Source organism: Lamprobacter sp., assembly GCF_034860625.1.
Taxonomy (GTDB): Bacteria; Pseudomonadota; Gammaproteobacteria; order Chromatiales; family Chromatiaceae; genus Lamprobacter.
On sequence record NZ_JAYESN010000052.1, the window covers coordinates 1 to 15,076 of the forward strand.

The window sequence follows — 15,076 nt, forward strand, 5'->3', positions numbered from 1 at the left end:
TCGACCGTGCAGTTCCTCGGTCATGCCATGCGCGCGAGCTACTCGACGAACATCCTCGGCCGCGTCTTTCGCGGCGATGGCGGCCTGCTCGATGCCGGCCCTGATCTGGATGACGAGCCCAAGATTCCGACCGGTGGCCCCTCGGTGAATCCGGCGCGGCGGCTGCTGGCGTCGAAGATGATCCGCACCGATGTGCCGATGATCGACGTCTTCAATGCGCTGGTCGAGAGCCAGAAGATCCCGATCTTCTCGGTCGCCGGCGAGCCTTACAACCAACTGCTGGCGCGCATCGGCGTGCAGGCGGATGCCGACATCATCGTCTTCGGCGGCCTCGGGCTGATCTTCGACGACTACTATTTCTTCCGCCGCCAGTTCGAGGATGCCGGCATCTTCGCGCGCACGGTGATGTTCGTGAACCTCTCCGCCGACCCGGTGGTCGAGCGCCTGCTGGTGCCGGACATGGCTTTGGCGGTGGCCGAGAAGTTCGCGCTCGAGGAAGGCAAGCGCGTGCTGGTGCTGCTGACCGATATGACCGCCTACGCCGACGCCATGAAGGAGGTCGGCATCGCCATGGAAGCGGTGCCCTCCAACCGTGGCTACATGGGCGATCTCTACTCGCAGCTCGCGCGCCGCTACGAGAAGGCCGCTGACTATCGCGAAGGCGGCTCGCTGACCATCCTCACCGTGACTACCATGCCGGGCGGCGATGTCACTCATCCGGTGCCGGATAACACCGGCTACATCACCGAGGGCCAGTTCTATCTGCATGATGGTGTGCTCGATCCATTCGGTAGCCTGTCGCGCCTGAAGCAGCATGTGATCGGCAAGGTCACGCGCGAGGATCACGGCCAGGTCATGAACACCATGATCCGCTTCTACTCCGGCGCCAAGGATGCGCAGCAGAAGCAGGCGATGGCCTTTGAGCTGAGCGACTTCGATGAGAAGCTGCTGCGCTTCGGCGACCTGTTTCGGGAGCGGTTCATGGACATCAATGTCAGCCTGCCGCTGGAGCAGGCGCTGGATCTCTGCTGGCAGACCATGGCCGAGTGCTTCGATCCGGAGGAGCTGCTGATGAAGCAACAGCTGATCGATAAATACTTCCCGCGTGAAGCGGCCTGAGCAGCGCGGGTTAGTGGTTAGTGCATCATGGCTAAGGTCTCGCTGAGCAAATCCTCGCTGTCGCAGCAGTCGCAGCAGCTGAAGAGCTATCAGCAGTTCCTGCCCTCGCTGGATATGAAACGCAAGCAGCTGATGGGCGAGCGGGCGCGGGCGCAGGCCGAGCAGCGCGAGCTTGTGGCCGAGCTTGAGGCGGTGCGGCAGCGCGTCGCCGAGACCCTGCCGATGCTGGCCATCGAGGAGATTGATCTGAGCCAGCTGGTGCGGGTCGAACAGGTCGAGCTTGGGCGCGAGAACCGCATGGGCACCTGGCTGCCGACACTGGCCGAGCTGAAGATCGCGGTGCGGCCCTATGGTTATCTGTCGAAGCCGCACTGGATCGAGCCACTGGTTGATAAACTGCGCGAGGCGCTGCGGCTGCGCATCGAGCTGCTGCTGGCCGACCAACGGTTGGCGCTGCTGGACCAGGCCGTGCGCACCGTCACCCAGCGCGTGAACCTGTTCGATAAGGTGCTGATCCCGCGCACCCGCGCCAACATCAAGCGCATCCGCATCGCGCTCTCCGATGCCGAGCGCGCCGCCGTGGTGCGCTCGAAGATCGCCAAGAAGAAACGTGCCGCGGAGGGGCTAGGCTAAGATGGCCATCGAGCCACTGAAGCGGCTGTCGCTGGTCGGCAGCCAAGATCAAAAGCAGGCCGTGATGGACCGGCTGCAGGCGCTCGGCTGCCTGCATCTGGTGCCGCTCGCGCCCACCTCATCACAGCCGGAAACGCTGCCACCGGAGCATGCGGTCGAGGCGCGACAGGCGTTGCGCTATCTCGTCGATGAGCCGGAAAAGCGGCGCCAGGTCCATAACGAAGCCGACTTCGACTTGGCCACGACGATCAGATCGGTGCTCGCCAACAAGGATCAGATCCGTGCCACCCTCGACCGTCGCGACGCCCTCGCCCAGCGCGCCAAGGATCTTGCGCCCTGGGGCGACTTCAGTCTGCCGCCGGGCGAGGCGCTGGCCGGCGAAAAGCTCTGGTTCTATACGCTGCCGTTGCGACGACTGAAGGAACTCGAGGGCCTGGAGCTAGCCTGGCAGGTGGTACACCAAGACAACCGCGAGGCGTTCTTGGTCGTGATCGCACCTGAGGAGCCGCCGGCCGACGCGCTGCCGGTGCCGCGCACCCACACCGGCGCCCTGTCGCTGAGCCAGGTCGAGCAGCAGCTCGAGGCGGCCGAGCTGGAGCTGGAAGCGCTGGAAGCCGATCGGCGCGCCCTGACGCGCTGGATCTACCTGCTCAGCAAGCACTTCGCCCGCGCCGAGGATCAGGCCGTGCTCACCCATGCGCAGAGTCTGACCCTAGACGCTGATGGTCTGTTCGCGGTGCAAGGCTGGGTCGGCGTGCCGCAGGTGCCAGCGGTCGAGGCCCTTGCCGCCGAACAGGGGCTGGCGCTGCTGATCGAAGACCCCGCGCCAGGCGACGCGCCGCCCACCTTACTGACCAACCCGGAGCCGCTCGGCGCCGGCGAGGATCTGGTCGGCTTCTACCAGATGCCGGCCTACGACAGCTTCGATCCCAGCCGCATCCTGTTCTTCTCGTTCGCGCTGTTCTTCGCGATGATCCTCTCGGATGCCGGCTACGCGGCCCTGCTCGGCCTCGGGCTGCTGCTGTTCTGGCGTAAGCTCGGCAGCTCGACCAAGGGACGTCGCTTCCGCGTGCTCGCGAGCAGCATCGCCGCAACCTCCTTCGCCTGGGGTGTGCTGGTCGGTAGCTACTTCGGGGTGGCGCCGCCGCCTGGCAGCCTGCCCGCGCAACTGCACCTGCTCGATATCCAGGATTTCGACAGCATGATGCGGCTCTCGGTCGGCATCGGCGTGCTGCATCTGGTACTGGCCAACCTGGTGCGGGTCGGCAACCTCTGGCCGCGACTGCAAGCCCTGGCGCCGATCGGCTGGAGCCTGGTCGCGCTGAGCGGTTTCGGGCTCTGGCTTGGGCTGACCCTGGCCCCACCGGCACAGGCCGCAACCATCGAACTGGTCGGCTACGGCGGGATTGGGATCGGCCTCGCGATGGTGTTCTTTGGCAGCAGTGCGCGGCCGATTACCGGCCTCGGCTCGGTGCTGATGCGCGTCCTCGACGGTCTGCTGGCGCTGTCGCAGGTGACCAAGATCTTCGGCGACACGCTCTCCTACCTGCGGCTGTTCGCGCTCGGCCTCGCCTCGGCCTCGTTAGCGCTGACCTTCAATGATCTGGCCGTGCAGGTCGATGCCGATGTCCCGGGCCTGGGGCTGCTGCTGCAGATCCTGCTGCTACTGATCGGGCACAGCCTGAATCTGGCACTGGGGCTGGTCAGCGGCGTGGTGCACGGCCTGCGATTGAACTACATCGAATTCTACAATTGGGCATTGTCCGGCGAGGGCTATCCCTTCCGACCCTTCAAGAAAACGGAGATCATCGAATGAACCAGTTGGTTGTCGCGCTCGGCTGGGCAGGCATGTACGGCGCCCTGGCGCTCGGCGCCATCGGCAGCATCATCGGCTGCGCTATAGCCGGGCAGGCCGCGATTGGCGCCATGGTCGATACCGAGTCCGGCCATGGCCGCTATCTCGGTGTCTCGGTGATGCCCTCGACCGGCGTCATCTACGGCATCGTGATCATGTTCACGCTACAACGTGAGGTCACCGACACGGCCGCACCTGGCCTTTTCGGCATCGGCCTGCTGGCCGGTATCGCACTGCTCTATGCCAGTGTGCTGCAGGGTCGCGCCTGCGCCTCGGCGATCCAGGCGATGAAGGTGAAACCGGAGATCTTTGGCCTGTCGCTGGCGCCAGCGGCCATCGTCGAAGGCTTCTCGGTCTTCGTCTTCGTCTTCGCGCTGGTGCTTGCTGGCAACATTCCGGCCTAAGTGGTAATCCCGATGACTGAGCCCAAGCGTGAGACGGCCCGCGACACCGCCCGCGAGATCCCCCCAGCGAGCGCGACCTCGGCCGGGGTCGACGCCCTGATCCGACGCCTGCGCGATGAGGGCGTCGCCAAAGGCCGAGCCGAGGCGGCCCGGATCGAGCAGGAGGCACGGCAACAAGCCGCGCGCATCCGCGCCGAGGCCGAGGCCGAGGCCGAGCGCCTGATCGCCGATGCACAAAAGGAAGCCGCGGCGCTCAAGACCGCCGGCGAAGACGCCCTGCGCCTAGCGATGCGCGATACCGTGCTGCGGATGACGGCGGTGCTGACCGGCGCCATCAGTGAAAAGGTTCGGCGGCTGATCACCACCGAGCTCGAGCGCGAGGAATTCCTGCAGCGGTTGATCCTGGAGGTGGCGCGGCGCGGTCGCGACGAGGCCGGCATCGAGCCCGGCGACGCGGTCGAGATCGTGCTGCCACGCGAGCTGATCGGCATCGAAGAGCTGCGCCGCAATCCGCTCGAGCTGCGCGAGGGCTCGCTCTCTCACTTCGTGCTGGCGGTGGCCTCCGAGGTGCTCGAGGAAGGTGTCAACTTTCAGGTTTCCGACGACGAGGCCCATGGCATTCGCATCCGGCTGCGCAACAAGCAGATCGAGATCGATCTCAGCGACGAGAAGGTCGCCGAGCTGATCCTGGCCCATCTGCAGCCGCGCTTCCGGGCGATCCTGGAAGGTACCGTTAAGTGATGGCCAGCCCAGAGTTCACGTCAGCAATCACCCCAATGGCCAGGGCCAACTCATCGGCGAGCCTGGCGTTAAGCCCAGCGGTCGGTTCGAAGGTTAGCTTGGTCGTGCGGCGAGCATTGAGTTCCGCGTTCGGTACAAAGGGCAAGACGCTGACGGCTGCGAACCGCGTCGCTCCAGGGCGAACCGCTACTTTGTCAATGGCAGGCCTGCGCTAAACGATGGCGATGGCACCGAACGACCGCTATCTCACGCTGCTGACCTCGCTGCCCGCGCACGGGCCGCTGTTCGGCGCCAAGCAGACGCCGCTTTCAAGGCTGCGTCTAGAGATGCGGCTGCGCTGGCTCGAGCCCGAGGATGCCGAGGATCTCGCCAAGTTTGAGGCACTGATCGCCTGGAAGGATCAGCGCTTCGAGATCGATGACGAAGCCCTGGTACGTCAGGCCGAGCAGGACATCGCCGAGATCCACAACGCCTTCGTCCGCGAGTTGGTGATCTGGCGGCTGGAGATGCGCACCCTGGTTGCCGCGCTGCGCCATCGGCATGCGGGCGGCATCGCGCCCTCCGAGCGGCGGCGCTGGGGCTTTGGCCGCTGGGTGCCACTGATCCGGCGCCATTGGGGCGAGCCGCATTTTCGCCTAGAGCGGGTCTTTCCCTGGCTGCCGGAGGCCAAGCGCCTGCTCGAGCGCGATGATGCCTTGGGCTTGGAGCGTCTGCTGCTGGGCACCGTCTGGGCACATCTCGAGCGCATCGGCGCCGAACATACGTTCGATTTCGAGGCGGTCGTGGCCTATGTCGCCTGCTGGGATCTCGTCGCCCGCTGGACCCGTTACGATGCCAACGCAGCGCTGGAACGCTTTGATCACCTGGTCGAAGCTGGACTCCATGAGGGGCGCTCTGCTGAGCGCCAAACCGGGCTCGGACCTGGACTCGACGCACTCGAGACGCTGCTCGCCGAGAACGCTGCATGAGTGTGTTTGCTCGATGCGGCTGCTAACGTCCATGGTGCGCCCCAATCTTGGACCATTAGGCGCTTATTTCACGGTAACGCTTGGTGCGCGAGTGGCGAGTGGCGAGTGGCGAGTGGACCAAGATGACTGAATCACTGAGAGGATGCTGATTGTGGCTGATCACAGAGCGGCTGCGGCTGCGGTTGAGCAATCGCCGGAGACCGCGCAAACGACATCCGGCTCGGGCCCAGCCTCGGGCTCGCATCCAGCACCGGTGCCAACACGCGTGGTCGCGGTGCAGGAATCGCTGGTCACCATCGAGGGCGGCAGCGACGAGGGCGCGCCGCTGCCGTTGGTGAAGAACGAGGTGGTTTATATCGCGCCGCGTCGCCCCTCCGAAAGCGGCGTCCAAGAACGGCTCAAGGCTGAGGTGCTGCGGGTGCGCGGTCGCTTCGCCGATGTGCAGGTGTTCGAGGACACCGCCGGGGTCTCGATCGGCGATCCGGTGGTACAAAGCGGTGACCTGCTCTCGGTCACGCTCGGCCCCGGCCTGCTCGGTCAGGTCTACGATGGCCTGCAGAATCCGCTCGAGAGTCTGGCCGTGCGCCATGGCACCTTCCTGCCGCGCGGGGTCGAGCTGCCAGCGCTGGATCAGGGCAAGAAATGGTCGTTCGTGCCGCGCGTGCAGGCTGGGGCCAAGCTCAAGGCCGGTGGCGTGCTCGGCACCGTGCAAGAAGGCACCTTCTCGCACAAGATCATGGTGCCCTTCGACCAGCTCGGCGAGGTCGAGGTGACCTGGATTCGCGAGGGCAGCGTCACCGTCGACACCCCGGTGGTGCGCATCCGCGATCAGCATGGCCTGGAGCGCTCACTGGATCTGACCCGGCGCTGGCCAGTCCGGCGCCCGCTCACCGAGCGCATGCTACGCACCCGCGCCATCGAGCGGCTGTATCCGTCCGAACCGATGATCACCACCATCCGTCTGGTGGATACCTTCTTCCCGATCGCCCGCGGCGGCACCGGCTGCATCCCTGGGCCATTCGGCGCCGGCAAGACCGTGCTGCAGCATCTGATCGCCAAGCATTCGTCGGTCGATATCGTCATCGTGGTCGCTTGCGGCGAGCGTGCTGGCGAGGTGGTCGAGACCCTGACCGAGTTCCCCGGCCTGACCGATCCGATGACCGGCGGCTCGCTGATGGACCGCACCATCATCGTCTGCAACACCTCCTCGATGCCGGTCGCCGCGCGCGAGGCCTCGATCTACACCGGCATCACCCTCGGCGAGTACTACCGCCAGATGGGCTATCAGGTGCTGCTGCTGGCCGACTCGACCTCACGCTGGGCGCAGGCGATGCGCGAGACCTCGGGTCGGCTTGAGGAGATCCCGGGCGAGGAGGCCTTCCCGGCCTATCTCGACTCCTCGATCCGCAGCGTCTACGAGCGCGCCGGCGTGTTTCGCACCGCCGACGGCAGCCACGGCAGCCTGACCATGATTGGCTCCGTCTCGCCGGCCGGTGGCAACTTCGAGGAACCGGTCACCCAGTCGACGCTGAGCACGGTCAAGACCTTCTTGGGGTTGTCTTATGACCGCGCCTACAAGCGCTTCTACCCGGCCATCGATCCGCTGATCTCCTGGTCACGCTACCTCGACCAGCTTGCCGACTGGTACGGCGCGCACATCGATCCGAGCTGGGTCACGCGGGTCAAGCGCATTCAGGAGCTGCTGCGCCAAGGCGACCGCGTGCAGCAGATGATGCAGGTCACCGGCGAGGAAGGCGTGACCCTGGCCGACTATCTGATCTATCAGAAGGCGCTGTTCGTCGACATGGTCTTTCTGCAGCAGGACGCCTTCGACAAGGTCGATGCCTCAGTGCCAATCGAGCGTCAGCAGATGACCTTCGAGCGCGTCTACGAACTGGTGCATCGCGAGTATGACTTCGACGGCAAAGGTGCCGCGCGCGAGTTTTTTATCAAGCTCACCGGCCTGTTCAAGAACTTCAACTATGCCGCGCCCGAGAGTCCGGATTACAATCGGCTGCTAAGCGAGATCGCCAACTTGGCGGATGAGGTGGCGTTGCCTATGACGTCTGCTGAGGACGCCAGCGCTTGAAGTAGCGCTGCAAACGAGTGCTGATGGCACCTTGGATCAGCCGCTGGCCTTGGTTGTGCTGCAGTTGCCAGGTTTGTGCGGCCCAGTCGCTGGGTTGGGTAGTGATCCAAATCTGTTGTTGAATAATATTTAATCTTTATTAATCAAGAATTTAATTGGTAAAACAACAGATCTAGAGCACTACCGAGCTCGGTGTAGTCGCCGTTAGGTGTAGCCGATGTCGGCAACGTAGCCGGTGGACCACTCGGTCATGGTCATTCCTCAATGCGCGGCGCTTTTGGGCAACTTGCCCTTGAGCGCGTTGGCATAGGCAGCCCGCGCGGTCTGGGCGATGGCGAGCTGTTGCTGCAGGCGTTGGATCTCTTGATCGCAGACGCGCAGGTTGGTCACCTGCTGTCGGGCGGCGTCGCCGAGGTCGGCGAGGTGGTACTCGATGCCGTCGATGGTCAGGGTTTGGGGTTGGTCGGTCATTGGGGACTCCTATTGAGGTTCAATGGTTGGGTGGCAAGGGTGGGTCTCGGACCTAGCCAGGCGGGATGGCCATTTGGAATCGGCCTCGGCGCAGACTGAGACGCGCGAGACTGAAGGGTGTCAGACATTGGCGTCAGGGGCTCGAGCGGGCGTGCATCGAGTCTCAGGGGCGCCGGTGATTGATCGGTGACCTGCGGCCCGTTGGCACTAGATCGACGACTTGGCTTGAGGCGCCCGTGATCACGGCTTCGGCACCGCGCCAGGCCTTGATCAGCAGCATGAACAGTGGCGCGGTGAAGATCAAGGGGTAGTGCTCCAGATCTGTTGTTACAGAGGCAATGGCATCGATGATCACCACACACCTACCCCCCGAGCTCGAAGCCCTGATCCCGCGCATCGGCCGCACCCATCTGCGCCGGCGGCTCGGCCTGGAACAGGAGCAAGACGCCTTTGCCTTCACTCGCCCTGGCGCGCATTTCTTCTATCCGGAGAACTGGTACTCGGTGCATGGCTTTATCCGCCACGCGCTGCGGCTGGTGGGCCTGTATCAGCGGGCGCAGGAGAACACGCGCAAGATCCGTATTCAGCCGCATCGCCTGCTGGTCCGCGGCCTGCCGGAAGCCTTCGTCGGCCTGCGCATCCTGCATCTGAGCGATCTGCATACCGATCTGGATCGGCGCATCACCGCCGCCATCGCCGAGCGCCTGCAGGGGCTCAGCTATGATCTCTGCGTGCTGACCGGCGATTATCGCGCCAAGACCTACGGCCCCATTGATGAGGCGCTTTCCGGCATGGCCAGCATCCGCACCCAACTGCAAGGCCCGGTCTACGCGGTATTGGGTAACCACGACAGCATCCGTCTGGTGCCGGGCTTGGAGGCGATGCAGATCCAGGTCCTGTTGAACGAGACTCTGGTGATCGAGCGTGATGGTCAGCGGCTGTATCTCGCCGGCATCGATGATGCGCATTATTACCAGGTGCATAACATCGACAAGGTTGCCGCTCAGATTCCCGAGGGTGCCGCCGCGCTGCTGCTCTCGCATACTCCGGAGATCTACCTGCATGCGGCCTATGCCGGTTTTGCCGCGATGCTCTCTGGCCATACCCATGGTGGCCAGATCTGCCTACCTGGGCAGATCGCTGTGTTTTGGGATGCCCGCTGTCCGCGGCGCCTCGCCGCAGGGGCTTGGCGACATGGCGAGATGGTCGGCTACACCTCGATGGGGACCGGCTCATCGGTGGTCGCGGCGCGCCTCAACTGTCTGCCGGAGATCACCCTGCATGAGCTGGCCGCCCCGATCTAGCAAGGGGGTCTCAGATGGCCCTGGTGGGCTGGGGCAGTTACAGTGACTCCAACAGTAGCGGTACTGGCTTCAACCATCGCGTTCAACTTGGAACACAAGGCTGGAGTTGCAACACCAGGCTTAGAGACTGCCCTTCCTGGGCAGTCTCTAAGTAGCCTCGGCAGGCTCAGCCTTCGTGCTAGTAGGAGTCAGAGCGCAGTAGCCTCGGAATCAGATGGGTCACCAGCAGGTGACCGATCAGAAAGATCCAGACCACAAGCCCGAGATCAAACCAGTCCAAATCTAGCCAGAAGGTGGCGACCAGCACCGGCAACAAGGCCTCCGGAATCTGATCGAGTCCGGGTGCGCTAGTGCTTGATGCGAGACCGAGCCGGCGTTTCAGGAAGCTCGCCAGCAGGTCGCCGATCATCGCCGCGCCGCCGACGGCAAGGCCCAGCCAGACGGGCCAGCCCATGAGCAGCGCGAATATCGGTGTTGCGATCATCGCCGCCGCGAGCCCGCGCCAAGTCTTGGAGGGGCCGAGCAACGGCCGGCCATCTGCGAATCGCAGGCCAGCGTCTACCGGTCGCGCCTGATCTACGCCAAAGCAACGCCCAAGTAGCCAAGGAGCGCCATTTGCAACCGTGATCAGCGCGACGAATAGCAGGTCTGTCGATAGCCTGGACAGATCCATCGAATACGATGCGGGATTGCGGCTGGAGTAATGAGCAATCAGTATAAGCCAAGTGATGGCTTGATCGCGGGTCACAACAACAGGCGTGCGTTATAACCTCACCTGGAGCAAATAGAGCCGATCGCCTGACGCCTGACGCCTGACGATAGGCCCAATGCGGCGCCGGGTGTTCACCTTGGTCTTTGGTCTCTGGTTCTCTACACTCTAGGGCAGGCTCAGCAGGTCTTGTGTCGACATGCGTTACTTGGTCCTTTGTTTTTTCAAACAGCCGCTTGGCTTGGCGCGAAGACTTGCTGCCGGGCTATTGGCCATGGGGTTTGCTTGCGCTGCTCAGGCTGATGACGCCAGTGTTGCAGAAGCGGGTATTGAAGAAGGCCGTGTTGTAGAAGCCGGTGCTGCAGAGGAAGCAGGGTTGAAGCATGACGCCGATGCAGACTCGGATCATGAGTCAGAGGCGAGGTTAATCGCTGCCTATCAAGCCGAAGCTGCTCGCCGGGCACGCGATTATGATCGCGCCCAAGACATCTCGCCGCAGCAACTGCTCAGTTTGCTGGAGGTCTCTGAGCGGACAGGCAAGCCCTTGGGGCAGGTCTTGGCGACAGGTGAGTTCGAGAGCGCCGGAACCTGGAATGACTTCGTCCGACCGACCTTGGATAACGGGCGTTTGGGCTCGGCGACGGGTGTTTGGCAGTTTATCCCGAACACCTTTTTCCTGATCATCAAGCGCTATGGTGAAGACCTGCTGGCTGCAAGCGCGGCAGACCCAAGTCAAGGCCGCGAGTGGTTGGATCTAGGGGCAGGGCCGTTCAACGATGCACAGGTACGCAGCATCATCCAAGAGACGGTCGATGGGCATCGTGATGCGGATGATAAACAGCTGCAGTTGTTGAGACACAATTTCACGGTATTGGCCTTCGCCAAGCATTATTTGAGCGTTGATTCTGGCGCTCAATCGCCCGAAGAAGACTATCTGTTCCATTTTCTCGGCGAAACCCGAGGCAGACAGGTCTTGGCGTTGGCTCGAGGAGAAGCCAGGCATACGCTCAGCGTCAAGTCGTCGGCGCCGGAGTTAGATGCCAACAGGCCGGGCCTTGCCGTTCTGGAAGGCGCTGGGTCGCAACTTCCAACATCCAGACCCAGGCTGTTGTTGCGCCCGGCATCGGCTCGAGCCGCCGAGTCATCGATGACCTCAAACGGTCTTCTGAACGCCCCACAGCAGCTTTTTCCCAGACGCAGCCTCATGCCCGATGCCGGCGACACCAAGCGCGCCCGGCCGAGTGTGCGGCCCGATTCAGCCGGTCAGCATGCGCGCCCATCACCTGGCTATGGCCGCCTTTCGTTACCAGATCTGGCGCCTTTCGAGTCGCGCTCAGCGGAATGGGGCCTACCGGCCGATTCGCCCATCGTGACCGGAAATCCGGGGATGTTCTATCGCAACGCCAGCGCGAGAACCGATCCTTATACCTGGGCTGAGTTTCTGCAGGCGTTATCCAGGCGGGTCAAGGCCCGCAGCCAGCCGGCGATGGTGCGCGCCAAGTACGGCGTCGGCTTTCCACTCAATGGCGGCGACATGGCTGGCTGGACACTCAAGGACGACGAGGTCCCAAAGCGGGTTGAGTTTCGCAACCCCGCTGGTGGCCGTGTGCTGCTGCCCGAAAAGCTGCTGACCGCGCCGCTTGATGCCGAGGAAATGCAGGCCTACAAGGCTCGCCTCGCCGAACTCATCGCTCTCGGAGAGACCGAACCCCTGGCGCTCCTGCCAGCATCTGCCGTGATGGCGCTGCAGCATCTGGGTGTCATGGACCCGAAAGTGACGGAGCTTGCTGCCGGCAGTCCTGCCCTGGCTCAGGCGCTTGCCGCCTTTCGCGAGCTCGTTGGCAAGGGCGAGCCAGACGATCCTGCATTCGCTGATCGGCTGATGCCCGCCGAGCGCGTCGCCTTGGAGCTCTATGATCAGCGTCTCGCGCAGTACGCGGCGCTCCAGTCGGGTCAGCAGGCGGCCTTGTCCCGGGCCCTCGATCTCTTGACGATCAGACAGTTGCTCAAAAGCCATCGGCGCGCATCACGGCCATACATCATCAAGCTGCAGCAGGCCCTGGCCGAGCAGGGACTGCAGACCCAAGTCGGTGGGCAGCAGCAGGCCAAGCGCCAGCACTTTGATGGGATCGTCGGAAAGCTAACCCTGGCCGCACTGGACCGGTTCCAGTTGCACAATGGGCTGCTGCCGACTCAAGGCCGGCTTGATGCAGCCACCGCCGCGGCGCTGGGCCTGCCACCCATAGGGCCTGAAATCTTCTTTGTGCCGACCGGACCACAATCACTGCTGCCCGCGCATGACTCAGCCGCCCATGCCGAGCAGCCCGCACAGTGTCAGATCCCGACCAAGGATGACGCCATCAATCTCATCGGGCTTCTGCAGCAGCGTCAGGACGTCACTCAGCGTCTGATTTTCTGGCGCGCCCGACAGGATTCGAACCTGTGACCCCTGCCTTCGGAGGGCAGTACTCTATCCAGCTGAGCTACGGGCGCCTGTTGGGAATGGGCATTCCATAAGAGGGGAATGTCAGCGATATGTCATCGCTTGAGAGGTGTAAGGATAGCGCGATCAATCGCCGTCGTCCATGGCTGCTCCGTTGCCAGCTTGAGTGCCCCTGTCTGGCGGCAACGCGCCCGTCAGAGACGCGATGGGCGCTTGTGTTGTCGCCTGGCGGCCTGCTCAGCTTGGGCGTGCCAGCAATGCTTTCAGTGCCGAAAGTTGCGCCTTGCCGCGCTCGCGGCGCTCTGCCTCGTCAACCGGCTCTTGGTCGACCTGGTAGAGATCGGCCTTTGGTAGCTCATCAAGGAAGCGACTCGGCTCGCAGAGCACCTGCTCACCATAGCGGCGGCGATGGCGCGCGAGGCTGAGGTTGAGCCGATTGCGCGCGCGGGTGATGCCGACATAGGCCAGCCGCCGCTCCTCCTCGATGTTGTCGTCCTCAATGCTGTTGCGGTGCGGCAGTAGCTCTTCTTCCATGCCAACGAGGAAGACCTCCGGGAACTCGAGCCCCTTGGCGGCGTGCAAGGTCATCAATGCGACCCGGTCGCCACCTTCTTCCTCGTCTTGGCGCTCAAGCACATCCATCAACGTCAGATGGGCGACCATCTCCGGCAGGCTGCCCCCCTTTAAGGGGCTCTCCTTTAAGGCGCCCTCCTTTAGGTTACCCTCCTGCAGGGCACCCTCCTGTAAGGCGCCTTTGTTCAGCGCCTCGAGCCAGCCGATCAGGGCTTGAACGTTTTCGATGCGCCGCTCGGCCACCCTCAGGCTTGAGCTGCTGTCCTTGAGCCAACCGCGATAGTCGCTCTGATCCACGAGGGCACGGACAGCGCCGATCGGGTCGGAGCTGACGCGTTGCTGATAATGGGCGATCCAGGCCTTGAAGTCGGCCAGGCGTCGTCGCTGGCGCTCCGTCAGATGCTCGGCTAGCGCAAGATCGGCACAGGCGTTGAATAGGCTAGTCCGGCGTTGGGCGGCAACCGTCGCGAGTTTTTCGAGCGTCCCGGGGCCGATCTCGCGGCGCGGTACGTTGATGATGCGCAAGAAGGCGGCGTCATCGTCTGGATTAGCGAGCAGGCGCAGATAGGCCATCACATCCTTGACCTCGGTGCGGGCGAAGAAGGCAGTGCCGCCAGAGAGGAAATAAGGGATATTCAGCGTTCGCAGCGCCTGCTCGAACGGGCGCGCCTGATGATTTCCGCGATAGAGGATGGCGTAGTCGCCATAGGCACGGCCCTTGGTCTGATGGCCGTGCAGGATCTCGGCGGCGACGCGCTCGGCCTCATGAGTCTCGTCGCGGCACTCTAGTACGCGTGCGCGCTCGCCAGGATCAAGCGCGCTCCAGAGTTGTTTCTCGAACAGGTGCGGGTTGTTGGCGATCAGCCCGTTGGCCAGATTGAGGATGCGTCCGGATGAACGGTAGTTCTGCTCCAGCATGATCACCTTGAGTAGTGGGAAGTCGTCCTTGAGCCGCGCTAGATTCTCCGGCCGCGCGCCACGCCAGGCGTAGATGGATTGATCATCATCACCAACGACAGTGAAGGCGCCGTCAGGGCCCACGAGGAGCTTCACCAGCTCGTACTGAGCACTGTTGGTATCTTGATACTCATCGACCAGGAGATGGCGGATGCGCCCTTGCCAGTACTCGCGCACCGCCGGCACCTCGCGCAGCAAGCGCACCGGATGCAGGATCAGGTCGTCGAAATCGACCGCGTTGTAGGCGGCCAGGCTGCGTTCGTAACGGCCATAAAGCTGCGCTAGGCCGGCCTCGAAGCGGTCTTCGGCGACACTTTCCGCCCGGGCTGGGTCAACCATCGCGTTCTTCCAATGTGAGATCCGCGTCAAAGCCGCAGCCGGACTGATGGCCTCATCCAAGCCGGCTTCACGCAGATGCTCTTTGAGGATCTGCTCGCCGTCCTGAGGGTCAACCAGCGAGAAGCCAGGGCGCAGGTTGCTGTACTGGGTCTCACGCCGCAGCAGCTCGAGACCAAAGGTGTGGAAGGTCGAGACCCGCAGCCCATGGCCAGCGCGGCCCTTCACTCGGTGTCCGACGCGTGTCTTCATCTCGCGTGCGGCCTTGTTGGTGAAGGTCAGCGCGACGATGGCACGCGCGGCGACCCCGCGCTCGCCGATCAGATGCGCGATCTTGTGAGTGATCACCCTGGTCTTGCCGGAGCCGGCACAGGCGATCACCAGCAGCGGACCCTGACAATAGCGCACGGCCTCGATCTGCCGTGGGTTGAGGCCTTTCATCGATCACTCCGGTGGAATAGGGGCAGGGTGAGC

At 63.5% G+C, this 15,076-nt stretch carries 13 protein-coding genes and 1 tRNA gene; 9 read left to right on the plus strand and 5 right to left on the minus strand.

Features of this window, described 5'->3' with window-relative positions; all coding sequences use genetic code 11:
* From VBE63_RS14365 to VBE63_RS14395, 7 genes are all read left to right on the plus strand, one after another.
* The coding region (locus VBE63_RS14365) for a V-type ATP synthase subunit B (protein ID WP_323683717.1) at nt 1-1,119 on the plus strand (1,119 nt) is incomplete at its 5' end.
* 27 nt (nt 1,120-1,146) lie between these two features.
* Nucleotides 1,147-1,752 carry a V-type ATP synthase subunit D gene (locus tag VBE63_RS14370; RefSeq protein WP_323683718.1) on the plus strand — a complete coding sequence of 202 codons (606 nt, stop codon included), beginning with the start codon at nt 1,147-1,149 and terminating at the stop codon, nt 1,750-1,752.
* 1 nt (nt 1,753) lies between these two features.
* Nucleotides 1,754-3,568 carry a V-type ATP synthase subunit I gene (locus VBE63_RS14375; protein WP_323683719.1) on the plus strand — a complete coding sequence of 605 codons (1,815 nt, stop codon included), beginning with the start codon at nt 1,754-1,756 and terminating at the stop codon, nt 3,566-3,568.
* Entirely contained in the window at nt 3,565-4,011 is a 447-nt protein-coding gene (locus VBE63_RS14380) for an ATP synthase subunit C (protein WP_200240462.1), read from the plus strand. The genes VBE63_RS14375 and VBE63_RS14380 overlap by 4 nt, the downstream gene beginning before the upstream one ends.
* 12 nt (nt 4,012-4,023) lie before the next feature.
* Nucleotides 4,024-4,752 carry a hypothetical protein gene (locus tag VBE63_RS14385; RefSeq protein ID WP_323683720.1) on the plus strand — a complete coding sequence of 243 codons (729 nt, stop codon included), beginning with the start codon at nt 4,024-4,026 and terminating at the stop codon, nt 4,750-4,752.
* A 218-nt stretch (nt 4,753-4,970) separates the two neighbouring features.
* The gene (locus VBE63_RS14390) at nt 4,971-5,720 is read left to right on the plus strand and encodes a hypothetical protein (protein ID WP_323683721.1); all 750 of its coding nucleotides are present in this window, start codon (nt 4,971-4,973) and stop codon (nt 5,718-5,720) included.
* A 253-nt stretch (nt 5,721-5,973) separates the two neighbouring features.
* A complete protein-coding gene (locus VBE63_RS14395) occupies nt 5,974-7,809 on the plus strand; it encodes a V-type ATP synthase subunit A (protein ID WP_323683744.1) in 1,836 nt (611 codons plus the stop codon).
* Nucleotides 7,810-8,070: 261 nt separating this feature from the next.
* On the opposite strand, the gene VBE63_RS14400 is transcribed toward VBE63_RS14395, so the two are convergent.
* Together VBE63_RS14400 and VBE63_RS14405 are read right to left on the minus strand one after the other, a co-directional pair.
* Complete coding sequence (locus tag VBE63_RS14400; RefSeq protein WP_323683722.1) at nt 8,071-8,280, minus strand: DUF6447 family protein; 210 nt, start codon at nt 8,278-8,280, stop codon at nt 8,071-8,073.
* Nucleotides 8,281-8,443: 163 nt separating this feature from the next.
* Nucleotides 8,444-8,584 carry a hypothetical protein gene (locus VBE63_RS14405; RefSeq protein WP_323683723.1) on the minus strand — a complete coding sequence of 47 codons (141 nt, stop codon included), beginning with the start codon at nt 8,582-8,584 and terminating at the stop codon, nt 8,444-8,446.
* 43 nt (nt 8,585-8,627) lie between these two features.
* On the opposite strand from VBE63_RS14405, the gene VBE63_RS14410 reads away from it, so the two are divergent.
* Entirely contained in the window at nt 8,628-9,584 is a 957-nt protein-coding gene (locus tag VBE63_RS14410) for a metallophosphoesterase (RefSeq protein WP_323683724.1), read from the plus strand.
* 178 nt (nt 9,585-9,762) lie between these two features.
* Here VBE63_RS14410 and VBE63_RS14415 read toward each other — a convergent pair whose 3' ends face one another.
* Nucleotides 9,763-10,257 (minus strand): CDP-archaeol synthase, encoded by a 495-nt coding sequence (locus tag VBE63_RS14415; RefSeq protein WP_323683725.1) that lies wholly within the window; start codon nt 10,255-10,257, stop codon nt 9,763-9,765.
* A gap of 277 nt (nt 10,258-10,534) precedes the next feature.
* On the opposite strand from VBE63_RS14415, the gene VBE63_RS14420 reads away from it, so the two are divergent.
* Nucleotides 10,535-12,739 (plus strand): peptidoglycan-binding domain-containing protein, encoded by a 2,205-nt coding sequence (locus tag VBE63_RS14420; protein WP_323683726.1) that lies wholly within the window; start codon nt 10,535-10,537, stop codon nt 12,737-12,739.
* Here VBE63_RS14420 and VBE63_RS14425 read toward each other — a convergent pair.
* Nucleotides 12,710-12,786: transfer RNA gene (locus VBE63_RS14425), tRNA-Arg, on the minus strand. The genes VBE63_RS14420 and VBE63_RS14425 overlap by 30 nt on opposite strands.
* Before the next feature lie 187 nt (nt 12,787-12,973).
* Nucleotides 12,974-15,043: a UvrD-helicase domain-containing protein gene (locus tag VBE63_RS14430; RefSeq protein ID WP_323683727.1), complete on the minus strand. Its 2,070-nt coding sequence runs from the start codon at nt 15,041-15,043 to the stop codon at nt 12,974-12,976.
* Nucleotides 15,044-15,076: the final 33 nt, after the last annotated feature.